This window comes from Pseudomonas putida (assembly GCF_004357765.1).
Lineage (GTDB): Bacteria > Pseudomonadota > Gammaproteobacteria > Pseudomonadales > Pseudomonadaceae > Aquipseudomonas > Aquipseudomonas putida_U.
Genome location: NZ_SMTE01000017.1, coordinates 14,626 through 38,728 on the forward strand (window position 1 = coordinate 14,626; position 24,103 = coordinate 38,728).

The following is a 24,103-nucleotide window of genomic DNA, read 5'->3' on the forward strand; positions in this document are numbered from 1 at the left end:
CCCCCCCTGGAGTGTCAACGGCTAGATTAAATCCCATAATATGGGATGTAGTTCTACATATTGGAATTTGTTCCCGGCTGCGTTTATAGTCCCTGTCACTCCTTGCCCAGCAAAGAACAACAGAACAGGGGAAACGATGCAGGCGCAATTGATCGCGCTCGATTGGGGGACGACCTCACTCCGGGCTTACAAACTCGCCCAGGGAGGGCGGGTACTCGACCAGCGGGCGCTGTCGTCAGGCATCATGCAACTGCCCAGGTCCACCCGCGTGATCGCCGGTCAGGCATGCAGTGACGGTTTCGAACTGGCGTTCGACGACGCCTGTGGCGACTGGCTCGACGCTCAACCCGAGTTGCCGGTGATCGCCTGCGGCATGATCGGCAGTGCCCAGGGCTGGCGCGAAGCGGCCTACCGCGAGACACCTGCCGATGTCGCAACGCTGGGCTCGTCCCTGCAAACCGTGCGCACCCTGCGCGGCACTGAGGTGCACATCGTCCCGGGGGTGATCCAGCGCTCGACGCTGCCTAACGTGATGCGCGGCGAAGAAACACAAGTGCTCGGTGTTCTACACAGCGTCGCCGACAACGCGCCTGGCGACCTGTTGATCGGCTTGCCGGGCAGTCATTCGAAATGGGTGCAGGTCGCCGACGGTTGCATCGTGCACTTCGACACCTTCATGACCGGCGAAGTGTTCGCCGTGCTCAGTGAGCACAGCATCCTGGGTCGCACCCAGCAGCGCAGCGAAGGCTTCGACAGCCATGCTTTCGACCGTGGCGTGCGCGTGGCCCTGTCGACAGCCGGGGAGGCCGGCCCGCTGTCGACCATCTTCAGCACCCGCTGCCTGGGCCTGACCGGCGAACTGAGCGCGGCGGCCCAGCCTGACTACCTTTCCGGGCTGCTGATCGGACACGAATTGGCTGCCCTGGCCGCGGTGCAACGACGCCGACGCCAGGCCATGGCACTGCCAGCGGTGCTGTTGATCGGCAATGCCAGCCTCTGCGCCCGCTACCGGCGAGCCCTGCAGGCCTGTGGTTTCCCCCAAGTGGCAGAGGCCGAACAGGCTACCGAGCGTGGCCTGTGGCAACTGGCCGTGGCCGCTGGGCTGGTGCCTGCTGCCGCGATTCCTTCCCCCTCAATGGAGCTTTGACATGCTCAAGCAAGCACTGGCGCACAACGGCCTGATCGCGATCCTGCGTGGGCTGCATCCCGAGGAAGCCGCCGCCATGGGCGAGGTTCTGTACCGCGCAGGCTTTCGTGTCATCGAGGTGCCGCTCAATTCGCCCAAGCCCTTCGAGAGCATCCGCATCCTGCGCCACACCCTGCCAGCCGATTGCCTGATCGGCGCAGGTACCGTGCTCACACCGGAACAGGTCGAGCAGGTCAAGGCGGCGGGTGGGCAAGTGATCGTCATGCCGCACAGCGATGCCCGCGTGCTGCGTGCCGGTAAAGCCGCCGGGCTGTCGCTCTGCCCTGGCGTGGCCACTCCCACCGAGGCGTTCGCCGCGCTGGCCGAGGGGGCCGATATGCTCAAGCTGTTCCCTGCCGAGCAGATGGGCCCGGCCGTGGTGAAAGCCTGGCTCGCCGTGTTGCCTGCCGGGACGCTCCTGGCGCCGGTCGGCGGCATCACCCCCGGCAACATGCAGCAGTTCTTCGACGCTGGTGCCAGGGGCTTCGGGCTCGGCTCCGGCCTGTACAAGCCCGGCCTGACACCCGAGCAGGTGGCGCTCAATGCCCAGGCCTATGCCACTGCCTGGGCAGCCCTCGGCCAAGACGTCTGACAGCGCCCGAGCGCTGCATCCACAAGAGAGATAACAAGATGAAAATCACCAAGCTGACCACCTTCATCGTGCCGCCGCGCTGGTGCTTCCTCAAGGTCGAAACCGACCAAGGCGTGACCGGCTGGGGCGAGCCCGTGGTCGAAGGGCGCGCCCATACCGTGGCTGCCGCTGTCGAGGAATTGTCCGATTACCTGATCGGCAAGGATCCGCGCAATATCGAAGACATCTGGACCGTGCTCTATCGCGGAGGCTTCTACCGCGGCGGTGCGGTGCACATGAGCGCCCTGGCCGGTATCGACCAGGCCCTGTGGGACATCAAGGGCAAGGCGCTCGGCGTCTCGGTCAGCGACCTGCTCGGCGGTCAGGTGCGCGACAAGATCCGCGTGTACTCGTGGATCGGCGGTGACCGCCCGGCGGACACCGCGCGTGCCGCGAAAGAAGCAGTAGGGCGTGGCTTCACAGCGGTGAAGATGAACGGCACCGAGGAGCTGCAGTTCATCGACACTTTCGACAAAGTCGAGCAGGCCCTGGCCAATGTCGCCGCCGTGCGCGACGCGGTCGGCCCGAACGTGGGCATCGGCGTCGACTTCCATGGTCGGGTGCACAAGCCCATGGCCAAGGTGCTGATGAAGGAACTGGACCCATACAAGCTGATGTTCATCGAAGAGCCGGTGCTCAGCGAAAACTACGAAGCGCTCAAGGAACTCGCGCCGCTGACCAGCACACCGATCGCCCTGGGCGAGCGGCTGTTCTCGCGTTGGGACTTCAAGCGCGTGCTCAGCGAAGGTTACGTCGACATCATCCAGCCCGATGCCTCCCACGCCGGTGGTATCACCGAGACGCGCAAGATCGCCAACATGGCTGAAGCCTACGACGTGGCCCTGGCCTTGCACTGCCCGTTGGGCCCGATCGCCCTGGCTGCCTGCCTGCAGCTCGACGCCGCCTGCTACAACGCGTTCATCCAGGAGCAGAGCCTGGGCATCCATTACAACGAGAGCAATGACCTGCTCGACTACGTCAAGGATGCCGGTGTGTTCGACTACGACCAAGGCTTCGTCAAGATCCCCAATGGCCCGGGCCTTGGCATCGAGATCAACGAAGAATACGTGATCGAACGCGCGGCGGTCGGCCACCGCTGGCGCAACCCGGTCTGGCGTCACGCCGACGGCAGCTTCGCCGAGTGGTGAGGCGGCCCTGATCCACCCCAGGCTCAGGGGCGTCCGCGCACCCTGGGTCGGCCGCGACCTCAATAAACATAACAAGAGGCACTTCCCATGCAACCGAATACCCTGACCGGTCAGGCTGCGTTGGCGACACCCAGCCGCAAGCGGTTCTTCATCATGGTGCTGTTGTTCATCACCGTGGTGATCAATTACCTCGACCGCAGTAACCTGTCCATTGCCGCACCTGCCTTGACCAGTGATCTGGGCATCGACCCGATTCATGTCGGTCTGATCTTTTCCGCCTTCGGCTGGACCTATGCCGCCATGCAGATTCCCGGTGGCTGGCTGGTCGACCGGGTGCCGCCGCGCATCCTCTACACCGCTGCGCTGGCGCTGTGGTCGATCGCCACGGTACTGCTCGGTTTCGCCGCCAGCTTCATCGCCTTGTTCGCCCTGCGCATGGCGGTCGGCGCCCTGGAGGCGCCGGCTTACCCGATCAACAGCCGCGTGGTCACCACCTGGTTCCCCGAGCGCGAGCGCGCCACGGCCATCGGTTTCTACACCTCCGGGCAGTTCGTCGGCCTGGCGTTCTTGACCCCGGTGCTGGCCTGGCTGCAGCACCAGTACGGCTGGCACATGGTATTCGTCGCTACCGGCGCGGTGGGCATTCTCTGGGCCGTGATCTGGTACGCGGTGTATCGCGAACCGCGTGACTTCAAAGGCGTCAACGACGGCGAGATCGAGCTGATCCGCGAAGGCGGCGGCCTGGTCGATATCCAGACCGAGCAGGCCAAGGCCCGCTTCAGTTGGACCGACCTGGGGGTGGTGCTGAGCAAGCGTAAGCTGTGGGGCATCTACCTGGGCCAGTTCTGCCTCAATTCGACGCTGTGGTTCTTCCTTACCTGGTTCCCGACCTACCTGGTGAAATACCGCGGCATGGACTTCATCAAGTCCGGCCTGTTGGCTTCGCTGCCGTTCCTGGCGGCCTTCGTCGGCGTGCTGTGCTCGGGGTTCTTCTCCGACTGGCTGATTCGGCGCGGCGCCAGCGTCGGCTTCGCCCGCAAATTGCCGATCATTGGCGGGCTGCTGATTTCCACGGCGATCATTGGCGCCAACTTCGTCGACTCCACCGCCTGGGTGATCGCCTTCCTGGCGCTGGCGTTCTTCGGCAACGGCCTGGCCTCGATCACCTGGTCGCTGGTCTCGACCCTGGCGCCGGCACGTCTGCTCGGGTTGACCGGTGGGGTGTTCAACTTCATCGGCAACCTGTCGGCGATCGTCACCCCCATCGTCATCGGCTTTCTCGCCAGCGGCGACTCGTTCGCCCCGGCCATCACCTATATCTCGCTGGTGGCGCTGGCCGGTGCGCTGTCGTACATCCTGCTGGTGGGCAAGGTGGAACGTATCGAGTTGTAGTCGTGGCAGGCGGGCGAACATAATGCCGCCTGCTCCCTGATTCAACGTTGAAGGCTGCCCATGCAGGAAGACGCTTCGAAATCCACCGCCGCGCCAACCGGTACCCAGACCCTGCTGCGCGGCTTGGCCGTGGTCCAGGCGGTGGCCGCGGGTGCCCGCGACCTGAAGGACATCGCCCAGGCGATCGGTACCACCCGCAGCACCACCCACCGCCTGGTCAGTTGCCTGGTGGACGAACGCTATCTGCGGGTCTTGCCGCAGGTGGGCTACCTGCTCGGTCCGAAGCTGATCGAACTGGGCTTCCAGGCCCGCGAAGAGCTGCCTTTGGTGGCGCTCGCCGGGCCTTACCTGGACGAATTGTCGGCGCTGACCGGCGATACCATCCACCTGGCAATCCGCGAGGGCGACGAGGTGCTCTATCTGCACAAGACGCCGGGGCGCAATGGCCCGGAGATGCGCTCGCGGGTGGGTCATCGCATGCCGCTGGCGCGCACCGGCATCGGCAAGGCGTTGATGCTCGACGACACCCCGGCTCAGTGGCAGCGCTTGTACGAGACCAGCCTGCCGGTAGGCGGCAAGAGCAACTTCTGGCCCAGCCACACCGAACAGAGCTGGGCGCAGTTCGAACAGCGCATGCTCGAGTACGTGACGGGCGGCTATGCCTTCGATCTGGAAGACAACGAACCGTCGATCCGCTGCGTCGCGGCGCCGGTCAGAGACGCCAGCGGAGGCATCGTCGCCGGCATCAGCGTGGCCAGCACGGTGCCGTACATGCCCGAGCAGAAGATGCGCGAGCTGGTACCGGTGATCAAGGCGGTGACGGCGCGGTTGTCGGCGGAGTTGGGGTGCACGCGGGCGTGAGCGCGGGCCAGCGTTACGCGTATTGGACGAAAAAGAGCCCTGTTGGACAAAAACGCTGGTTTGGCATCATGTGAACTGGATAAAAAAGAATCCTGCCTCGTCTCCTTCCTTGCCACGCCGCGCTCGCATGTCGAGAAAGACATAGCCGATTCCCTCGGCGAGCAACCCATCATGCTGCGGGCTGGCTTCCGTCACATCGCCGTCTGCGAGCTGCATCAGAAACATGTACCGATCCGGAGGATAGATTGGGTCTTGCAACCAACCGGGTCGGCCGCTTGGCTTGCTCAAGTCAATGCCACTATCTTCGTGGGCATGCTCATCTTCCAATTCATCATCGGTCATCTCCTCGAAATCGATGAACGCACTCTGCAACAGCAGTGGATGATCGCTAGGGACGATCGGTTTCTCGGCCAACTCGTGAAGAATGACTCGGGCATAGCCGTTCTTGATGACTTCCTGTAGCTCCGAGGGTTGGTTGACCGTATAGCGACGCTGCAAGTTATGGCTGAAGTCCCCATCTCGCAGTTGTCGTGCCGCTATGAATAACGTGACGGCCATACCCGGCGGCAGCAACCTTGCGGGGCGGAAACGTTCGGTGAGGGTCAGCAGTGGCGTCAGCAGTTCGCCGCTTTCCGGGCTGACGGGCCACAGTGACAGGTCGTTGAGAAAGGCACCTCCGCCTACCTGGCCGAAGCCCTCATCCTGTTGTGAAAGCACGATCTTTTGCATGGTTAGTAACATCCTTCCCGCCAACGATGGTCCAGCATTCTTTCGAGCCTCGCTCAACCGAGTCTGCCGTGTTCGAGCACTGACTGGAGTTCGCTGATGAGACTGGCGAGTTCGGTGTAGTCAAAGGTCGCGAAATGCACATCGCGGGACGCGGTTCTGAGGTCCTCGAAGGGTGTGTTTTCCTCCTCGCAGGTGATCTGCCACATGATTCGTCCGTGCGTTTCGTCCAACCGGTACGAGAACACCGTGTAGCAATCGAACAACGTCCCGCAGGTGAGCAAGTAGGGGCGAGCCTCTTCGCTGAAGTCCTTGTCGTCGTCTTCATCCCAGGATTCCAGGTCCTGATTCAGGGTGCTGAACAGTTGGTGGTCGTCCTTGCCCTGATAGCGTGCGGTCAGATGCGGTTTCTTTCTCATGTCGAGTAAGCAACCCAAGAGATAGCCATCCAGGTAGATCAAGTCTTCCAGGCTGCCCAATTGCTCATTGCCGAACCAGAGGCAGGCATGGCCCAAAGCAGAGCCCATGTGCGTCATCGCACTCTCGATGGCTATTGAATGCTTGTTCCCTATCAGCATTACAGTCAGTATTTGCTCTTTCACGCATATTGGACGAAGAATAGTCCGGCCTCGTCGCCTTGTTTTTTTCTTCGCGCCTGTTTGTCCAGATACACAAAACCGACGCCGTCGAGGAAGATACCCTCCTGTGTGGGTGCCCATCGACTGATGTCGTAATCGGTCAATTGCAGAAGCAGTACGTACCGGCTTGAAAGATAGATCGGGTCTTGCATCCAGCTCGCTCGACCGAGCTGCTTGCTGATGCCCAGGCCTGCATACTCGTCGGCATGCTCTTCTTCGAATTCTTCGTCTGTCATCGGCTCGAAGTCGATGTAACGACGCTCGAGCAAGAACGTTCCGGTCGGAGCAGGCAGCTCCCGATCGGTCAACCGATGGAGAAGAACCCGGGCAAAGCCATTGTGAGTGTTCGGTAGCTCCGCTTCATCATGAACGGTGTAGCGTCTGATGACGGACTGATTGAAGTAACCGTCGCGTTTTCGAGCAGTGATGAAAACGGTCGCTGCCATCCCCGCAGGAAAGACCGGCGCCGGTAGGAACTTTTCCGTGATGGTGCACAGGGGGGTCATTGGCTCCTGGGTGTCGGGCGCCAAAGGCCACAAAGTGGGATCGTCCATGCGAACGCTACCACCCACCTGACCGAACCCTTTGTCACGCTCGGTAAACACAATTTTGTTCGAGTTCAATTCAGTAACACCCTTTGCTTTTTGCGTACGACCGGGCTAACCGCCTGGCAGTGCGGAGTTGTTGCTGTGTCACGGTACCATTCAACACCAGCGTGTTGTGGATGGCTTCGGACATCAGTCGAATTTCTAGCTTGCCGCGTTTGAGCATCTGGTTCGGCCCGAGCCCTCGCAGGGCCCTCAGGCGACGCTCTTCATTGTGAACGATGGTATGGTTCTTTTGCGTGAGCGCCATTGCAGGATTGCCAATTACCCTGGATGTCTTAGCAATGCCTTTGTCCTGCATGAACTTGTGACGCATGATCTCATGTGCTTGATGCCCATCCTTGTAGTGAGGATCGGTACCGAACCCTGCTACCTCTCCCTGCTTGAGTTTGGCCAGCCCCCATGGATCCAGCCAGGTAAACGGATTGGGCGCATAGGCATACAGGTTCAAGCCACCGGCCAAGCCGATCGGATCAGGCTGTGTGAAACGACCGATATCCGGGTCATAGAAGCGGAACAGGTTGTAGTGCAAACCGATTTCGCGGTCCAGATACTGGCCCTGGAAACGCAGGTTCTGTTCCTCGACCAGCCCCGGGGCCCGCTGTTCCTCCCAGCTCATGCCCCAGGTCAGGTAACGCGCCGACCACACCACCTGGCCGTGGTCGTCGGTCAGTTGCTCAGGCAGTCCGTTGAGGTCGTTGTGATAGTGGCGCAGTTGTTGATGCGCGCCTTGGCCGTCTACACGGGCGAGTGGTTCATGGCCATCGTCTTCGTATAGATACAGCGTCGACAGCCCATTGCGTTGTTCGCCGAGCAGGCGCAGGCCACTCCAGCTGAAGCGGGTGCGGCAGACCACCTGGCCGTCCAGCGTCGATTCGATCTTTTCGGTGCGCCGGCCCATTGGGTCGTAACGCATGTCGACGATGCGCTCGCGTCCGGGTTGCAGGTTGCGCACCCGTATCAGCCGGTGGTCGGCGTCATAATGGAAATGCTGGGTACCGCGTCGGCGGCTGCGTTTTTCCACCAGCCGACCGAAGCCGTCGTAGCGATAGCGCTTGTCCTCGAATGTGACCAGGCGGTTGTGCCTGACCAAGCCTGCGCCGACTGCTGTTGGGTCGAGCAGATTGCCTGCCGGGTCGTAGCGGAATGCCTCGCGCTGCCCGCTGGGGCTGTCCTGGCGGCCAAGCACGTGGCCGCTACCATCGTGCTGGAGTGCCTGCAGATAGCCCATGCCCGGGTGCTGCACCTCGCGCATCGCCAGTTGGTCGGCAGCGTCGAATTGGTAGCGCAGTTGGCTTGGCGCCGGTAACTGGCTGGGTTGCGATGCCGGTCGGCGGAGCAGGGTACGCAGGCGCCCAGTGCGGTCGTAAAGGCGCTGGGTGGCAAGGGGGCCTTGCAGACGCAGGGTTTCCCGGTGCAGGCGATCACGCTCGAAATCGCATACCACCTGCCCGTCGAGGTTGACCTGGTGCAGATGCCCGCTGCCGTAGTACAGACGGTTGATCCAGCGGCCATCGGGCACCCGCGTGCGGGTGACGTTGCCCAACGGATCGTACTGGTGCTGCACGCTGCCGTCGGCGCTGCGCTCCTCGCGCAGTTGGCCTAGCGCATCGAAGACGAAGCCTAGTTCCTCGACCTGGCCATCCGCGGCGGTGCGGCGGATGGCGACCACATTGTCCAGCGGGTCGTTGCTGTAGTCGGTACGTGCATCAGCGGTATGGCGAGTGAGAAGCCGGCCGACCGCGTCGTACTCCATGCGATGAACGATCGGTGCTTGCTCGCTGCCTGGCGCGGGTACGAAAGTCACTTGGTCAAGATGGTCCAGTGCATCGTACTGGTAACGTCGCGAGCTGGCGTCGAGGTCGTGCTCTGCGATCAAGCGGTTGCCCGCGTCCCAATCGAAGCGGTAGGCCTCGCCATTTTCGTTGTAGAGGGCAAGCAGGCGACCGTAGCCGTCGTACTGGTAGCGTACCTGTCGGCCCAGCGGGTCGATGCGCAGTTCCAGTTGGCCGCGGCGATTACGCTGGTAGTGGGTGACGTGACCCGCTGTGTCCACGTGCCGGATCAACAGGCCAGCGCCGTCGAGTTCGAACGTTTCGCTACGACCATCGGGCAGGGTCACGCTGCGCAAGCGACCCTTGCCATCGTGGTGGTACTCGGTGCGCTCGCCCTGGGCGTCGGTGATCGACTGCAGATGGCCCAATGGGTCGTAACCAAGTCGGGTGAGGTATCCGGAACAATCTTTGTGTTCGACCAGCAGCCCCAGGTCGTTCCAGCGCAGGTGCCGACTCGAACCGTTGGCGTCGATGATCTCGACGGGATTGCCCAGGCTGTCATGGCGATACTGGGTATGTTGGCCCAGCGGGTCTGTTTCGCGAATGCAGTTGCCGCGTTGATCGTAGGCGAAGGTCCAGCGCTGGCCGGCCTGATCGGTCTGGCTGCGTGGCAGCGACCAATGTTCCAGCCACTCGGTGGACTCGCTGCGCCCCAGTGGGTCTATGGTTTCGGCAATGTTGCCCGACGCATCGTAGAAATACTGCCAACGTCCACCCATCGGGTCGATCGCCGCCAGCAGTTGGCGCTCGTCGTTCCATTCAAAACGCCAGGTCCGCGCCAGTTCATCGGTGTAGGCGGTGATCTGGTATTGCTCGTTCCAATGGCGCACGGCAACGCGATCGAGACTGTCGGTCGCGCGGGTGATGCCAGCGGCAATGTCGTACTCGAAAGCGTAGCTGTCACCGGCGTCGGTCCAATGCCGTGCTACCCGCCAGCCATCGTCATGCTGCGCCCATTCGTAGAAACAGCGCAGGCCGCTGCCGGTGCGGTGTTCGATCATGCGCCTGGCAGGGTCGTAGGCGAAGCTGCGCACCACCTGGTCCGCACCGTCCAGCACTTGGGCCAGATCGCCGCTGGCGTCGTAGCGATAACTGGCCAATCGTCGCGACTGACCGTCGGTCGCCTGATGGTCCACGTGGCTGACCCGCTGCGGCCATTGTTCGCTGTAGCTCAACACCACACGCACCTGATCGAAGGCATCGCGCAACTGGCAAAGACGGCCACGGTCGTCGTAGTCCAGATAGATACGGTTGTCGTTGCGATCGCCGACCTGACTCAGGCGCAACCGTTCCGGTCGCCCAGGCGACGGCTGGAACAGACGATACTCGCCCTCGCGGCTTTCGGTCAGCAACTCGCCGTTGTGCGCGCGGCGCACGCTGAGCCCCTCACCGACGCTGAAAACCGCATCGCCCAGCGGGATGACGCCCATTTCCACCCGGCGTGCCTGCTCATCGATCAGGACCAGGCGATCACCCGGATCGACCTGCACCGAAACCTCGTAGGGCAGGCTCCAGCCAGCGCCAAACAAGCCATCGACGCGTTCGTCGTGGCTGTTGTAGTAGCGTTGCCAGACCATCGGCAGGGTCGCTTGCACGGTGAAATCCAGATCATCCTCGGCGCACAGGATTTTCGCGCCGGTGGCGGCATGTACCGGGTTTGGCGAACCCGCCATGGCCTGGGTGAGGGCGCCAGTCACCTGGCCGGTGACGAAGCTGCTGACGCCGCCCACCAACATGCAACCAAACTTGCTGTAGAACTTCCCCCCCCGCCCACGCAGCAGCATCAGCGTAGTCACCGCCAAACCGATGCCAGGCGTCTTGCCGCTGCGGATCTCGCGCACCACGATCGGCTCGCCGCCGATGCGCACGTTGTTCGACACCAGGCCGCCATCGACGATCACCGCTTCGCAGGTGCTGCGGTCACCGCTGCGGCAGGCCGGATGGCCGTTGATCAGCACCTTGCTGGAGCCCTCGGCCAGGTACTGGGGCGGCATCGCCGGGTGCTTGGTGCAGGCGATCTTGTCGTCGGGGGCCTCCTGGGTATTGGCCGCAGGCGTGGCCACGGTCGGCCGCCACATCTGCGAGAAAAAGCCCTTGGCCATGTCGAGGAAGCTTTCTTCCTCGGCCTCGCCTGCCTCGGCGGCGACCTGCTCCAGGGGCGCCGGCGGGCCGGTGACGATGCCGGCGGCTCGGGCGGCGCGCTTGCCGTTGGTCTTGGTGTTCGACGAGCCACTGGCGATGGTCGCCTGTACCGAAGGAGGGAACAGGAAGTTGCCGATGCCCTCGCATAATCGACTGAGCCCGGTATCCGCCCCGGTCTTGGCCATGACCACCCCCACCACCAGGCCGACCACCGCGCCAAGCACGAAGCAGCCCAGGCCGCCGGTGGCCACGGTCAGGCCGAATGCCGCCGCCACCGCGGCGGTGGCCAGGGCGCCGATGGCCACGGTGGCGGCGATCTCCAGCACCCCGCCAACGATGTCGGCGAGCATCGAGGTGTGCATCAGCGCGTCGCCTTCGCGCGCGGCCCACAAGGCGTCGGACATGGCGCGAGGTCAGCCGAGGTTGTCGAAGTCGAGCGACTGCTTGATGGCTGCCCAGTGCGCAGCCTCGGCCGCGCCCAGGGGACTGGCCTTCACGTAGCTGAGGGCGAACATCTTGCGCGTGCCGGGCAGCACCAGGGCCAACTGGTACTGGTAGACCTTCTCCTGGCCCTTGCTGAACTGACTGCTCAGCTCGATGGCGTCGATAGCTTGGCCGGCACCCACCTGCACGGCCTGGGCCGGTTGCATGCGCAGGTCCTTGACCTGCTGCTGCAGGCGCTGCAACTGGCCGTCGAAGTTGCTCTGCAAGGTCTCGCCTTCGGCCAGCAGGCTGCGGCTGACGATCAGCGAAGTGGCCAGGGCGTCGAAGCGCAGGATGTTGATGCTGCTGTCCTGCACCGAAGTGTCGGGCAGGGCCATACGGAATTCGTTGAGGCGGTAATTCATGGGGAAGTCTCGTTACTTGCCGGCGTCGGGGAAGAGGGCCTTCACCGCGTCGTCGATGGTCTTTTTCACGCCCTGGTTGTCCGGCGCGGTCTGCGCGCCGCTGCCGACGTTCAGGTCGAGGGTGCCGTCGGTGTTGATCTCGGCGTCCTGCTTGGCATGGAAGCTGAACTGCTCGCAGCTGATGTTGATCTGCCCGCTGGCATTGAGCTCGATCACGCTCTTGCCGCAGACCAGGCGCAGGTTCTCGCCCACTTCGATCAGGTAGCTGGTGCTGACGCTGTCGGTCTTGCTGGCGCCGACCAGCAGCATGTCGTCGCGGCGCACGGCGCGGATGCGGTCCTGGCCGATGGTGATGGTCTCGAGCATGCCCACGCTCTGGCTGCGGTTGATGCCCACGGACAAGGTCTGGTTCTGCTCGACCACGGTGTCCATGTTGCGTTCGGCGTGCACGTACAGCTGCTCGGCACCCTTCTTGTCTTCCATGCGGATTTCATTGAAGTTGGCCGGGCTGCCGCCCTTGCTCGAACGGCTCTTCATGCCGCTCTGCGTGGCGTTGGCGGGCAGGTCGTAGGGCACGCTCTGCTCGGCGTTGTACACCCGCCCGGTGATGATCGGCCGGTCGGGGTCGCCTTCGAGAAAGCTGACGATGACCTCCTGGCCGATCCGTGGAATCTGCATCGACCCCCAGTTCTTGCCGGCCCAGGCCTGGGACACGCGGATCCAGCACGAGCTGTTCTCGTTGGATTGGTCATGGCGGTCCCAGTGAAAGTGCACCTTGACCCGACCGTACTGGTCGGTCCAGATCTCCTCGCCGGGCGGACCGACCACGACTGCGGTCTGCGGGCCCTTGACGATGGGCCGCACGGTACTGCCCTGGGGGCGAAAACTCTGCTGCGCGTCGATGCAGCTGAGGTTGCCTTCGAACTGCGCCTCGCCGCCGCCGCTGCCGCTCTCCAGGCGCTCTTGATGCACGTAGTAGCGCGCCGCGACGATCAGGTACTCGCGGTTCTGATCCTGGCGGGTGAAGCCGCTCAGACTGAACAGGTTGCCGCTGCCCAGGCCGCGCGCATTGCCGCGCAGTTCGATACGCTCATGCAGGCTCTGCAACGACTCCAGGCGGGTGCGTGCATAGTGCTCGCCGTCTTGGCTCTGCTCGTAGGCACCTGGGTAGTCGAACAGCGGGTAGTCGCCGGCCTGGTGCGGGCGCGGCATGGCCGAGCGCACGTCGATGCGCGCGCTGGGGCGCTGGAAATCGTAGTCGTTGAGCTCCAGGGAACCTGGCTGGACCTCCTGGGCCAGGTGCCAGTCGTTGATGTGGTCGCGTTCGCGATGCTGCCCGTCCGGCGGATAGTAGGGCACGCTCTCGTAGCCCGGCACCCGAGGGTGGGCGCCATAGGCATCGGCCAGCACCAGCACGTGGCGTTCCTGCTCGTGGCGGAAGAAGTAGTAGATGCCTTCTTCTTCCATCAATCGGCTAACGAAGTCGAAGCTGGTCTCACGGTACTGCACGCAGTATTCGCGCTCGCGGTAGCTACGGCTCAGGGCATCCTCGAAGTCCGAGAAACCCAGGTCGCGGAACACCTGCTTGATGATCTGCGGTGCGCTCAGGTGCTGGAAGATGCGGCAGTCGCTGGTACGGGTCAGCAACCACAGCCAGGGGCGCAAGGTGACCCGGTAGCTGGCGAACTGGCCTTGGTCGACCGACTGGCTGCAGCGGGCGACGATGCCGTGAAAGTGCCGAGAGGTGCCCAGGTCCTGCTGCACGCTCAGGCACATCGGCTTGCCGAGCAGGGCATTGAGGTCGATGGCCGGGTCGTCGCTGGTCAGCCGCAGCTCGTAGTCGAATGGCCGGCCGAGCTCATCGCTGCCACCCATTTCGGCAAGGATCAGCTTGTCCGGCCCCAAGGGGCTGTCGATTCGCGCCAGGCGCGTGAACTGCGTGAACAGCATGGTCGATCCTGTCAGTCGGCGGCGCCGAAGTCATAGTGCAAGTCGTTGTCGCGGCGGCTGATGCTGACGCTGGCCAGCGGCTTGCCTTCGAGCAGGCGGGTGAGGAATTCGCGGCTCATGTCCGGCAGCAGGCCGTTGGTGAGAATTGCGTCGATCATCCGGCCACCGCTTTCGGTTTCGCTGCAGCGCGAGACGATGAGGTCCACCACGCCGTCGTCGTAGGCGAAGCCGACCTTGTGCGTACCTTCCACGCGCTTGCGGATGCGCTCCAGCTGCAGGCGGGTAATGGCCTTGAGCATGGCGTCGCTGAGCGGGTAGTAGGGAATGGTCACCAAGCGGCCAAGCAGCGCCGGTGGGAAGATTTCCAGCAGCGGCTGGCGCAGCGAGGTGGCCACCGTGTCCGGGTCGGGCAGGGCCTGCGGGTCGCTGCAGGTGCGGGCGATCAACTCGGTGCCGGCATTGGTGGTGAGCAGGATCAGCGTATTGCGAAAATCGATCTGGCGGCCTTCGCCGTCTTCCATCACGCCTTTGTCGAAGACCTGGAAGAAGATTTCATGCACGTCCGGGTGGGCTTTCTCCACCTCGTCCAGCAGCACCACGCTGTACGGTCGGCGGCGCACCGCCTCGGTCAGCACGCCGCCTTCGCCGTAGCCGACGTAGCCGGGAGGGGCGCCCTTGAGGGTGGAGACGGTGTGGGCTTCCTGGAACTCGCTCATGTTGATGGTGATCAGGTTCTGCTCACCGCCGTACAGCGCCTCGGCCAGGGCCAGGGCGGTCTCGGTCTTGCCCACGCCCGAGGTGCCGGCGAGCATGAACACGCCGATCGGCTTGTTCGGGTTGTCCAGGCCGGCGCGGGAGGTCTGGATGCGCTTGGCGATCATTTTCAGCGCGTGGTCCTGGCCGATGATGCGCTTGGCCAGGTGGCTGTCGAGGTTGAGCACGGTCTCGATCTCGTTGCGGGCCATGCGCCCGACCGGGATGCCGGTCCAGTCGGCCACCACCGAGGCCACCGCCTGGTAGTCCACGGTCGGCAGGATCAACGGGGTTTCGCCCTGCAAAGCGCCCAAGCGCTGTTGCAGGTCCACCAGGGTTTCACGCAGCGCATGGCTGCCTGGTACCTCAGTCTCCTGATCGACCTCGCCGACCTGCTCACGCAGTTGCGCACGGGTGGCCAGCAGCTCATCCACCAGAGCTTTCTCTTCGGCCCAGCGGTCCTCCAGCGTGGCCAGGCGCTGGCGTTCTTCGCCCAGCAGCGCCTCGGCCTGGGCCTGGCGCTGTCCGGTGTGCACGCCAATGGCGTGCTCCCGGGCGATGATCGCCAGTTCCACTTCCAGCGCCTCGATGCGCCGGCGGCTGTCGTCCACTTCAGCCGGCACCGCATGCAGGCTGATGGCCACGCGGGCGCAGGCGGTGTCGAGCAGGCTCACCGACTTGTCCGGCAGCTGGCGCGCCGGAATGTAGCGGTGCGACAGCTTTACCGCGGCTTCGAGCGCTTCGTCGAGGATCTGCACCTGGTGGTGTCTTTCCATGGTCGAGGCCACGCCACGCATCATCAGCAAGGCCTTGGCCTCGCTCGGCTCGTCCACCTGCACCACCTGGAAGCGGCGGGTCAGGGCGGGGTCTTTCTCGATGTGCTTCTTGTACTCGGCCCAGGTGGTCGCCGCTACCGTGCGCAGGCTGCCACGGGCCAGGGCGGGCTTGAGCAGGTTGGCCGCATCGCCGGTGCCGGCGGCGCCACCGGCACCGACCAGGGTATGGGCTTCGTCGATGAACAGGATGATCGGCCTGGGCGAAGCCTGCACGTCTTCGATCACTTGGCGCAGGCGCTGCTCGAACTCGCCCTTCATGCTGGCACCGGCTTGCAGCAGGCCGACGTCCAGGCTGCGCAGTTCGACGTCCTTGAGGGCCGGCGGCACATCGCCGGCGACGATGCGCAAGGCGAAGCCTTCGACCACTGCGGTCTTGCCCACGCCCGCCTCGCCGGTGAGGATCGGGTTGTTCTGCCGGCGGCGCATGAGGATATCGACCAACTGGCGGATCTCCTCGTCGCGTCCGACGATGGGGTCGAGCTTGCCGCTGCGGGCCTGTTCGGTGAGGTCGACGGTGAAGCGCTTGAGCGCCTCCTGCTTGCCCATCGCCGCCGGCGCCACGGCGCCACTGGCTTCGCCCGGAACGGCAGCGCTGAAGCCGTCGGTGGCGGCCAGTTGGTTTTCCGGAGAGTCACCCACGTACTCGTCGAAGCGTTCGCTCAAGGCTTCTATCTTGAGCTTGGCGAATTCACTCGACAGGCCCAGCAGTGCGTTGCGCAGGCTCGGCGTCTTGAGGATACCGACCAGCAGATAGCCGGTGCGCACCTGGCTTTCGCCGAACATCAGGCTGCCATACACCCAGCCACGCTCGACCGCTTCTTCGACCTGGGAAGACAGATCGGTGATCGAGGTCGAGCCGCGTGGCAGCCGGTCCAGGGCGTCAGTCAGGTCGCGGGCCAAGCGCGCCGGTTCGACGTTGAACTGACGCACGATGCGGTGCAGGTCGCTGTCCTGCAGTTGCAGCAACTGGTGCAGCCAGTGCACCAGCTCGACATAGGGGTTGCCCCGCAGTTTGCAGAACACCGTGGCGGCTTCGATGGCCTTGTACGCAACGCTGTTGAGTTTGCCGAACAGTGCGGCGCGGCTGATTTCACCCATGGTCCTGGTTCCTTGTCGGTGGGGCGGCGACCGGCTGGTCGGCGTAGTAGCGGGCCAGCTTGAGGTCGCGTGCATCGTGCGAGGGACGGCCGAGCCAGGTATCGAAGCCCAGGCGTTGGCCAGCGTTGAGTTGCAGCGCGGGCACCTGGTCCTGCGCGAGTATCAGGTTCAGATTCCAGTCCAGCTCCTGGCCCAGGTATTCGGCGACCCACGCCGCCAGCTCGACGAAGGCCTGTCCTCCGGGCAGCAGGGCGTGGTACTGGTCGAGGCTGAGCGGGCCGAGGCATAACCGGAACTTGTGCTGACGGTCCCAGACGTAGCGGCCCAGGCACAGGTCCACGCCCAGGCGATTGGCGCGTACGCCGAGCTGGCTGCGCTCGGGCAGTTCGAGCCATTGGCCAACGTACTCCTCGAGCGTCACCGGTACCCCGAAGTAGCCGCTGAGAATGCTGCACAAACCGTCGGGGTAGCGGGTCTGCGCGCTCAGGTGGCCGGACCAGTGCAACTTGGCGGTATCGGCCAGCGGGCCCTGGCCTAGCAGTTCGGGTTGACCACGACCGCTCAGCGCCGCCAGGCGCGCGGCCCAATAGTCATCGCCGGGGCGGTCGTGGCTGACGGTCGGGCGTGCTTCGGCCCAGGCCCGGTAGAACAGGCTCAGCAGGCGGTGGTGGAAGACGTCGAGAAAGGCCTTGCTGGTCGCGTCGGCATGGTTGCGCTGGCGCTCGCGCATGTATTCGGTCAGGTGCAGCGGCAGCGGGCCGTTGGGCCCGCCCAGGCCGAAGAAGAACTGCTCCAGGCGCGCAGGGCCGTCCTCCACGGCATCGACCGCGGCAAGGGTCGCCGGGGCGAAGCCGCAGTCCAGGCGCTGGCCCAGGCGCACTGGCTCATCGGCCAGGCGTAGCGAGTGGCCGAAGCGCGGCAGCTCGGGGTGTTCTGCCTCGAGGCGGCGCAAGGCCTGGAAGAAATCGTAAGCCCAGGGCTCGGCCTGCATGGCCTGCAAGGTGTTCACAGGATCGGCCTGCGTCCGGGCTTGGCGGTCCAGCGCATGATCTCGCCACGTTCGCTGGTGCGCAGCACGGTTTCGGTGAAGCTGTTGATCGACACGTAGCGGGTCAGGAAGCGCTCGAACACCGCCCCTAGCAGGAACACGCCGGTGCCGCGGAAAGCATTTTCATCGAACGTGAGGGTGATCTCCAGGCCACGACCGAAGACGATCGGCCCTGGCATCGGCAGGCGCCGGGTGCAGGGTTTGCAACTGACCTCGCGCAGCCCTTCGATCTGCAGGTTCAGGGCGCTGTCCTGTGGGTCGCCGTACAGGCGCAGCAGTTCGCGCAGGGCGGCGGCGCCCTGGCCTTGCTCGGCCAGCGACAGGTAGTTCAGCGACAGCTGGCTGATCAGGCGCCAGGCACGGTTGTCGTGGGCATGGCTGGCCTTGGGCCGACTCGGTCCGGCCAGGCAGCGTATGCCTGCGACCGGGGCGCTGTCGGCCAGGCTGAAATCGCTGCGCCCGTCGCCGACGGTCATGAACAGCGGCAGGTCGCGGTTGCTGCACAGGGCGGTGATGCCCAGTTGCCGTAAGTCGTGGCGGTAGGGTGCCTGCTGGCCGTCGACCAGGCTGACGAAGGTCTCGCTGCCCATGTAGCTGGAGCGGGTACCGTTGCGTCGCTGTTCGCTGGACAGCACCCGTGGCTCGCGGCGCACGATGTAGTAGGCCTGGTCGCGGCCATAGCGCGACGGGTCGCGCACGGCGTAGAAGGGCAAGAACTCCTGATCCGGGCCGGTGCCGTGGCCGGTCACCTGCTGCAGCGAATGGATCTCGAAATCGGTGGGGCGGGTGCGGTCGGCGATCACATGGTGCTCATGCACACGGTCGGTCAGGTGCAGTCGGTCGACCCGACGCGGGAACAGGTTGATCGCCGGGGTGCAGAACGGCACGAACTGGCTGGCGCCGACACTGCTTTCCAGGCTCTGGTCGAAACGCTCGAACAGCACCAGCACTTCCAGTTCCTGGCCAGTGCAGCGCTGCACGGCGCCCTCGAGGCCGGCGAAGTCGACGAACAGGAAGCGTTGCGGCAGGGCGAAATACTCCTGCAGCAGGCGGTAGCCCTGGAACGCCTGGGGCACCACCGGCAACGCGGCTTCGCGATCATCGAAACCACACGGGCGCAAGGCTTGCTCGACCGGGATGCGTTCGACCCAGTCGGCTCCGGGCTGGCGCACGAACACCGCGCAGGCGCTGCCCAGCAATTGCTCGTAGAGGCGGAACGGGGTTTCGTCGGCGCCGTTCAGGTACAGCGGCAGGTGGCTCAACGGCAGGCTGGCGAACGGTACTTCGGCGCCGCTGCGCAGGGTCAGGCGCAGGCCGGCACGGGCCTGGGGCACACTGGCGGCCAGGCGCCCGAGCACCGCGCCGGGGTTGCCGAAGTAATCGGCGCGGGCCACCTGCAGCGGCCACAGGGTCACGTCCTGGGTGCTCCGAAACTCGCACGGGGTCTGTGAATTGCGGCCCAGGTTGGCGCGCAGCACGCTGCCCCGCGGTAGCTGGAAACCGGCCGCCAGCGAGCCCTCGTCCGGGTCGGTCTGCAAGTGCACCACGGTCATCGACGGGGTCGGTGCCAGGTAGTGCGGGTAGGCGATTTCCAGCAGGTTGTGGGTGAAGGTCGGATACTCGGCGTCGAGCTTGAGTTGCACCCGCGCGGTGAGGTAGGCGAAGCCTTCGAGCAGGCGCTCGACGTAGGGGTCGGCGCATTCGATGCCGGACAGCGTCAGGCGCCCGGCGATCTTCGGGTACTCCTTGGCGAACTCAGCGGCTCCTTCGCGGATGTGCTGCAGTTCCTGGTTGTACAGCTCCAGCAGGCGCGGGTTCATGCTCGCCTCCTGCGGTCGGCCGGTGCCACGCTGACATGCCCGGACTCCAGGTCGACGTCGGTTTGCAGCAGCAGCGGCAGGGCCGCGGGCTGAGCCCACAGATCGCCCTCGATCTCGAAGCTCAGGGCGTTGGCGTTCATCTGCCCGGGCGCAGCCTGGGCACGCACCTTCAGGGTGTGGGCGAGGATGCGTGGCTCATAGGTGACGATGGCCTGGTGGATGATGCGCTCCAGCACGTTCAGGTCGATGTTCGAGGCGCTGTTGCCAGCCAATGCTGGCAGGCCATAGTTGACCACCGAGGCGCCGGCGGGGGCGTTGAGGGTGGTGCTGGCGTCCAGCAGCGAGGTGGTGTTGAGCAGCCAGGCCAGGTCGCGCAGAACCGAGGCCTTGAGCTGTTGCAGGCTGAGCACACGCTTGTCCGGGGCTTCCTGTGGGTTGCCCGGGTCGTCGTCGGTCAGGCGATCGAGCAGCGAGGGCTGCAAGCGGTCGCGGGCGGCAATCTCGGCTACCACTTCAGAAGGTCTCGCAGAGATGAGTGGGACCCTGTAGGAGCGGGCTTGCCCCGCGAACACCGGCAAAGCCGGTGCCATGTACCGCGGCGTCTGTTTCGCGGGGCAAGCCCGCTCCTACAGGACGCGCAATCGGCTGGAGACTTCCCACAGGGGGTGGCCACGTCAGATCTTGACGTTGGAACGAATGTTCCAGCCGTACTTGATCGGGCCGCCTTCCTTGCTGCCGTCGGCTTTTTGCGGCTGGTAGTCGACGGTGACCTTGGCGAAGTTCAGGGTCACGTTCTCGGTCAGGCGATCGTCGCTGCCCGAGCCGCCGGTGCTCAGCGAGCTGATCAGCACTTCTTCGAGATTGATGATCAGGTACTCGACCTGGCTTTCACCGCCCGCCTTGCGCACGGTCAGCTTGACCTTGTCGATGTGCTTGCCGCTGGAGCAGTGGGCCATCAGGTTGGGGCTGGACTTGTCGATGTACTTGGTGATCGACAGGTCCTGGATGTTGACCTTGCCCGAACCGCCGCCGCTGCCCATGTGCATGTTGCCGGACTGGGACATGCCCCAGCTCCAGTTGAGCACGTCGATCTCGTCCTTGTGGGTCTTGTCGTTGGACTCGCCCTTGATGTCGCCGATCTTGATGAAAATATCTACAGCCATGATGTCCTCGGAATTACATGTCGATTAACGGGTGGGCGGGGCATCAAGCCCCTTTGGCCGAAGGCAGCTTCGACACCAGTCGCAGCGACACGGTCAGCCCTTCGAGCTGGTAGTGCGGGCGCAGGTAGAAGCGCGAGTTGTAGTAGCCTGGGTTGCCTTCGACGTCCTCGACCACCACTTCGGCCGCTGCCAGCGGGTGCTGGGCCTTGGTGGTCTCGGTGGAGTGCGCCGGGTCGCCGTCGACGTAGTTGAGGATCCAGTCCTGCAGCCAGCGCTGCATCTCGTCCTTCTCCTTGAACGAGCCGATCTTGTCGCGAACGATGCACTTGAGGTAATGCGCGAAGCGGCAGGTGGCGAACAGGTACGGCAGGCGCGCGGCCAGGTTGGCGTTGGCGCTGGCGTCCGGGTCGTCGTACTCGGCCGGCTTCTGCAGCGACTGGGCGCCGATGAAGGCGGCGAAGTCGGTGTTTTTCTTGTGCAGCAGCGGCATGAAGCCGTTCTTGGCCAGCTCCGCTTCGCGGCGGTCGGAGATGGCGATCTCGGTCGGGCACTTCATGTCCACGCCGCCGTCGTCGGTGGGGAAGGTGTGCGCCGGCAGGCCCTGCACTTCGCCGCCCGATTCCACGCCGCGGATGCGCGAGCACCAGCCGTAGTGCTTGAACGAGCGGTTGATGTTCACCGCCATGGCGTAGGCGGCGTTGGCCCAGGTGTACTTGCTGCTGTCGGCGCCGTCGGTGTCTTCCTCGAAGGCGAAGGCCTCGACCGGGTCGGTCTTGGCGCCGTAGGGCAGGCGGGCCAGGAAGCGCGGCATGGTCAGGCCGATGTAGCGCGAGTCTTCCGATTCACGCAACGAACGCCAGCCGGCGTATTCCGGCGTGGTGAAGATCTTGGTCAGGTCGCGCGGGTTGCTCAGTTCCTGCCACGAGCCCATGCCCATGACCGTCGGCGAGGCAGCGGAGATGAACGGCGCATGCATCGAGGCGCAGATCTTCGACACTTCGCCGAGCAGCTCCACGTCTGGTGGCGATTGGTCGAAGTAGTAGTCGCCCACCAGGCAGCCGTAGGGCTCGCCGCCGAACTGACCGTACTCTTCCTCGTACAGCTTCTTGAAGATCGGGCTCTGGTCCCAGGCGGTGCCCTTGAACTTCTTCAAGGTCTTGTGCAGATCGGTCTTGGAAACGTTGAGCACGCGGATCTTCAGTTGCTCGTCGCTCTCGGTGTTGTTGACCAGGTAGTGCAGGCCACGCCAGGCGCTTTCCAGCTTCTGGAAATCGTCGTGGTGGATGATCTGGTTGACCTGGGCGGTGAGCTTGGCATCGATGGCGGCGATGATCTGCTCGATCGAACCGATGGCATCGTTGGAGACCAGGTTGGTCTGCGCCAGGGCCTGCTCGGCCAAGGTACGCACGGCGCTTTCCACGGCTTCCTTGGCGCGCTCGGTCTTGGGCTTGAATTCCTGCAGCAGCAGGTTGGCGAATTCGCTGGGGTCCTGGGTGGCCGCGGCCGGTTGGCCCTGGGCGTCGCGCATTGGATCGTTCATGGGCTGTCTCCTCAGGCCTTGGGCTCGTTGTCGGCGGGTTTCGGCGCGCTGGCCAGGGCCTGGAGCAGGGCCGGGTCCTTGATGGCCTTGAGGATGATGTCCTCGGCCCCGGTCTTGCCGTCCATGTAGGTCAGCAGGTTGGCCAGTTGGGTGCGGGCTTCGAGCAACTGGTTGAGGGCATCGACCTTGCGCGCCACGGCGGCAGGGCTGAAGTCGTCCATGCTCTCGAAGGTGATGTCCAGGCTCAGGTTGCCTTCACCGGTCAGTTCGTTGGGCACATTGAAGGCTACGCGTGGCTTCATCGCTTTGAGCCGCGAGTCGAAGTTGTCGACGTCGATCTCCAGGAACTTGCGCTCGGCGACTGCCGGCAGCGGCTCGGCCGGCTTGCCGGCGAGGTCGGAGAGCACGCCCATGACGAACGGCAACTGGACCTTTTTCTCGGCGCCGTAGAGTTCGACGTCATATTCGATCTGCACCCGCGGCGCGCGGTTGCGCGCGATGAATTTCTGGGAGCTGTCTTTCGCCACGTTGTTCCTCCTGGTCGCCGGTGCGGCGGCTCTATTCGTTGCGGGCGTCGGTATTGATGCGGCGCGAGGGCGTCAATCGTCCTCGGGGCCGCGCAGGTTCTCGAATTGCGACCAGCCATCGGGGATCAGGTCGCGGACAATGGTTGCGAAATCGGCATTGACCAGCTTCTTCGCCCGGTGCAGCAGCACCGGCAGCGGGCTCGATGGCTCGTGGCGGGCGTAGTACTGCAACAGGCGGTCCAGGCTCTGTTGCACGTCCTCGCGGCTGCTGATCTCGCCAGGTCGTGCGGCGGCGCGTGGGCTGGCCGGGATGGTGGCAATCTGGTCCTCAGCGCTGTCGGCGGCAGGCGCGGCATCGTCGGCCAAAGCCGGTGCCGCTCCTGCCGGGCCGTAGTCGTTCAGCACCTGTTGCACCTGACGCAGCGGCTGGCGTAGGGCCGACAGGTCGACACCACTGGCCGAACCGACCTGGTCGTTGACCCGGCGCTCGATGGCGTCCACGGCTTCGCGGGCCAGTTGCAGGGCCTGCCGGCACTGCTGCAACTGCTCGTCATCGGCATCGCGCAGCGCGGCGGCCAACTCCTCGGCGCTGAGCTGCTCGCTGGCGAAGTGCTGAACGCCGGCAGCGTGCAGCGCTGCACGCAGGGTCACCGGGCCGAAGGCGCGCGAGCGCACCAGCACGGCGTCGCGCAGCAGCGCGATGTTGGTCTCGCAGGTCAGGCCGGCAAGGGCATTGACGCGTACGGTGGGGTCGTTGTCGTCGGCTGCGTCCAGTTGCGGGTGCAGATACAGCCAGTACTCGCCAAGCAGATCGCGAATGAGTTCGAGACTGGCGACCAGGCCCGGCAGACCGTGCAAGGCAAGGTTGGCCTGGAGCAGGAAATGGGTGATACGCAGGTCTTTACTGCGTTGCAACAGGGCCGTGCAGGCCTGTTCGATATCGCGCCATTGAGGCGGTTCGGCAGGCTGAACCGCATCGCCCATCACACGTTCCGGGCGACCTTGGGCATCCCGCTCAAGTTGCAGGAAATCGGCGTCGTATTCGAGGTCATCGCCGCAGGGGAAATCAGCGGAAACGGCGGCGAGTAACTGCGATGAGTTCACCAGAAATCGATCTCCATATCGGCCCGTGGTAGGGGCGTGTTCACGCGCGAAGTTGCAAGTGTGAACCAGTGCACAGATTTGCCAAAGAGTACCGAGGTGATATCAGAGTGATATCGTTTTAGTACTTCGAAGTTGCGCATTTATGGTTTATTTGTTCGCGAGTGTCAAGGTAAGCTACGCGCCCTGAGTACCCACTGTGACCCAGTTGGCAGCCGCACAGTACCACTTGTCGGGTGCAATGAGTGTGCGGGA

19 protein-coding genes are annotated in these 24,103 nt (G+C 64.3%); 5 read left to right on the plus strand and 14 right to left on the minus strand.

Features of this window, described 5'->3' with window-relative positions; all coding sequences use genetic code 11:
• Positions 1-136: 136 nt before the first annotated feature.
• The 5 genes from E2H86_RS22365 (at position 137) to E2H86_RS22385 (ending at position 5,218) form a co-directional block, all read left to right on the plus strand.
• Positions 137-1,147 (plus strand): 2-dehydro-3-deoxygalactonokinase, encoded by a 1,011-nt coding sequence (locus E2H86_RS22365; RefSeq protein ID WP_133331699.1) that lies wholly within the window; start codon positions 137-139, stop codon positions 1,145-1,147.
• Position 1,148: 1 nt separating this feature from the next.
• A complete protein-coding gene (locus tag E2H86_RS22370) occupies positions 1,149-1,778 on the plus strand; it encodes a 2-dehydro-3-deoxy-6-phosphogalactonate aldolase (RefSeq protein ID WP_133331700.1) in 630 nt (209 codons plus the stop codon).
• A gap of 38 nt (positions 1,779-1,816) precedes the next feature.
• On the plus strand, positions 1,817-2,965 hold the full coding sequence (dgoD, locus tag E2H86_RS22375) for a galactonate dehydratase (RefSeq protein ID WP_133331701.1): 1,149 nt from the start codon (positions 1,817-1,819) through the stop codon (positions 2,963-2,965).
• Positions 2,966-3,052: 87 nt separating this feature from the next.
• Complete coding sequence (locus tag E2H86_RS22380; protein WP_133331702.1) at positions 3,053-4,357, plus strand: MFS transporter; 1,305 nt, start codon at positions 3,053-3,055, stop codon at positions 4,355-4,357.
• A gap of 60 nt (positions 4,358-4,417) precedes the next feature.
• Positions 4,418-5,218 carry an IclR family transcriptional regulator gene (locus tag E2H86_RS22385; RefSeq protein ID WP_133331703.1) on the plus strand — a complete coding sequence of 267 codons (801 nt, stop codon included), beginning with the start codon at positions 4,418-4,420 and terminating at the stop codon, positions 5,216-5,218.
• A 66-nt stretch (positions 5,219-5,284) separates the two neighbouring features.
• Here E2H86_RS22385 and E2H86_RS22390 read toward each other — a convergent pair whose 3' ends face one another.
• The 14 genes from E2H86_RS22390 to tssA all read right to left on the minus strand — a co-directional run bounded on the left by E2H86_RS22390 (position 5,285) and on the right by tssA (position 23,851).
• Positions 5,285-5,947, minus strand: a complete 663-nt coding sequence (locus E2H86_RS22390) for a hypothetical protein (RefSeq protein WP_133331704.1) — start codon at positions 5,945-5,947, stop codon at positions 5,285-5,287.
• A 53-nt stretch (positions 5,948-6,000) separates the two neighbouring features.
• A complete protein-coding gene (locus E2H86_RS22395; RefSeq protein ID WP_133331705.1) occupies positions 6,001-6,471 on the minus strand; it encodes a hypothetical protein in 471 nt (156 codons plus the stop codon).
• Between the two features lie 71 nt (positions 6,472-6,542).
• Positions 6,543-7,205 carry a hypothetical protein gene (locus tag E2H86_RS22400; protein WP_133331706.1) on the minus strand — a complete coding sequence of 221 codons (663 nt, stop codon included), beginning with the start codon at positions 7,203-7,205 and terminating at the stop codon, positions 6,543-6,545.
• Between the two features lies 1 nt (position 7,206).
• Positions 7,207-11,568 carry an RHS repeat-associated core domain-containing protein gene (locus E2H86_RS22405; RefSeq protein WP_133331707.1) on the minus strand — a complete coding sequence of 1,454 codons (4,362 nt, stop codon included), beginning with the start codon at positions 11,566-11,568 and terminating at the stop codon, positions 7,207-7,209.
• Positions 11,569-11,577: 9 nt separating this feature from the next.
• A complete protein-coding gene (locus E2H86_RS22410) occupies positions 11,578-12,012 on the minus strand; it encodes a DcrB-related protein (RefSeq protein WP_133331708.1) in 435 nt (144 codons plus the stop codon).
• A 12-nt stretch (positions 12,013-12,024) separates the two neighbouring features.
• Positions 12,025-13,962 carry a type VI secretion system Vgr family protein gene (locus tag E2H86_RS22415; RefSeq protein ID WP_133331709.1) on the minus strand — a complete coding sequence of 646 codons (1,938 nt, stop codon included), beginning with the start codon at positions 13,960-13,962 and terminating at the stop codon, positions 12,025-12,027.
• Between the two features lie 11 nt (positions 13,963-13,973).
• Positions 13,974-16,649 carry a type VI secretion system ATPase TssH gene (gene tssH, locus E2H86_RS22420; RefSeq protein ID WP_133331710.1) on the minus strand — a complete coding sequence of 892 codons (2,676 nt, stop codon included), beginning with the start codon at positions 16,647-16,649 and terminating at the stop codon, positions 13,974-13,976.
• Positions 16,642-17,691 carry a type VI secretion system baseplate subunit TssG gene (gene tssG / locus E2H86_RS22425; protein ID WP_133331711.1) on the minus strand — a complete coding sequence of 350 codons (1,050 nt, stop codon included), beginning with the start codon at positions 17,689-17,691 and terminating at the stop codon, positions 16,642-16,644. Before tssG ends, tssH begins: the two co-directional genes overlap by 8 nt.
• The gene (gene tssF / locus E2H86_RS22430; protein WP_133331712.1) at positions 17,655-19,517 is read right to left on the minus strand and encodes a type VI secretion system baseplate subunit TssF; all 1,863 of its coding nucleotides are present in this window, start codon (positions 19,515-19,517) and stop codon (positions 17,655-17,657) included. Before tssF ends, tssG begins: the two co-directional genes overlap by 37 nt.
• The gene (tssE, locus tag E2H86_RS22435) at positions 19,514-20,029 is read right to left on the minus strand and encodes a type VI secretion system baseplate subunit TssE (RefSeq protein WP_133331713.1); all 516 of its coding nucleotides are present in this window, start codon (positions 20,027-20,029) and stop codon (positions 19,514-19,516) included. The genes tssF and tssE overlap by 4 nt, the downstream gene beginning before the upstream one ends.
• A 162-nt stretch (positions 20,030-20,191) precedes the next feature.
• Positions 20,192-20,680, minus strand: a complete 489-nt coding sequence (locus tag E2H86_RS22440; protein WP_133331714.1) for an Hcp family type VI secretion system effector — start codon at positions 20,678-20,680, stop codon at positions 20,192-20,194.
• A gap of 43 nt (positions 20,681-20,723) precedes the next feature.
• Positions 20,724-22,220: a type VI secretion system contractile sheath large subunit gene (gene tssC / locus E2H86_RS22445; RefSeq protein ID WP_133331715.1), complete on the minus strand. Its 1,497-nt coding sequence runs from the start codon at positions 22,218-22,220 to the stop codon at positions 20,724-20,726.
• 11 nt (positions 22,221-22,231) lie between these two features.
• Positions 22,232-22,747, minus strand: a complete 516-nt coding sequence (gene tssB, locus E2H86_RS22450) for a type VI secretion system contractile sheath small subunit (protein WP_133331716.1) — start codon at positions 22,745-22,747, stop codon at positions 22,232-22,234.
• A 72-nt stretch (positions 22,748-22,819) separates the two neighbouring features.
• Positions 22,820-23,851, minus strand: coding sequence for a type VI secretion system protein TssA (gene tssA / locus E2H86_RS22455; RefSeq protein WP_133331717.1), 1,032 nt, complete (start codon positions 23,849-23,851; stop codon positions 22,820-22,822).
• Positions 23,852-24,103 lie beyond the last annotated feature (252 nt).

Coding starts and splice junctions, on each gene's coding strand:
- E2H86_RS22395 (WP_133331705.1), bottom strand. CDS start 6,471: ATGGGCTCTGCTTTGGGCCATGCCTGCCTCTGGTTCGGCAATGAGCAA.
- E2H86_RS22365 (WP_133331699.1), top strand. CDS start 137: ATGCAGGCGCAATTGATCGCGCTCGATTGGGGGACGACCTCACTCCGG.
- tssF (WP_133331712.1), bottom strand. CDS start 19,517: ATGAACCCGCGCCTGCTGGAGCTGTACAACCAGGAACTGCAGCACATC.
- E2H86_RS22385 (WP_133331703.1), top strand. CDS start 4,418: ATGCAGGAAGACGCTTCGAAATCCACCGCCGCGCCAACCGGTACCCAG.
- tssC (WP_133331715.1), bottom strand. CDS start 22,220: ATGAACGATCCAATGCGCGACGCCCAGGGCCAACCGGCCGCGGCCACC.
- E2H86_RS22440 (WP_133331714.1), bottom strand. CDS start 20,680: ATGGCTGTAGATATTTTCATCAAGATCGGCGACATCAAGGGCGAGTCC.
- E2H86_RS22380 (WP_133331702.1), top strand. CDS start 3,053: ATGCAACCGAATACCCTGACCGGTCAGGCTGCGTTGGCGACACCCAGC.
- E2H86_RS22410 (WP_133331708.1), bottom strand. CDS start 12,012: ATGAATTACCGCCTCAACGAATTCCGTATGGCCCTGCCCGACACTTCG.
- E2H86_RS22405 (WP_133331707.1), bottom strand. CDS start 11,568: ATGTCCGACGCCTTGTGGGCCGCGCGCGAAGGCGACGCGCTGATGCAC.
- E2H86_RS22370 (WP_133331700.1), top strand. CDS start 1,149: ATGCTCAAGCAAGCACTGGCGCACAACGGCCTGATCGCGATCCTGCGT.
- dgoD (WP_133331701.1), top strand. CDS start 1,817: ATGAAAATCACCAAGCTGACCACCTTCATCGTGCCGCCGCGCTGGTGC.
- E2H86_RS22415 (WP_133331709.1), bottom strand. CDS start 13,962: ATGCTGTTCACGCAGTTCACGCGCCTGGCGCGAATCGACAGCCCCTTG.
- E2H86_RS22390 (WP_133331704.1), bottom strand. CDS start 5,947: ATGCAAAAGATCGTGCTTTCACAACAGGATGAGGGCTTCGGCCAGGTA.
- tssH (WP_133331710.1), bottom strand. CDS start 16,649: ATGGGTGAAATCAGCCGCGCCGCACTGTTCGGCAAACTCAACAGCGTT.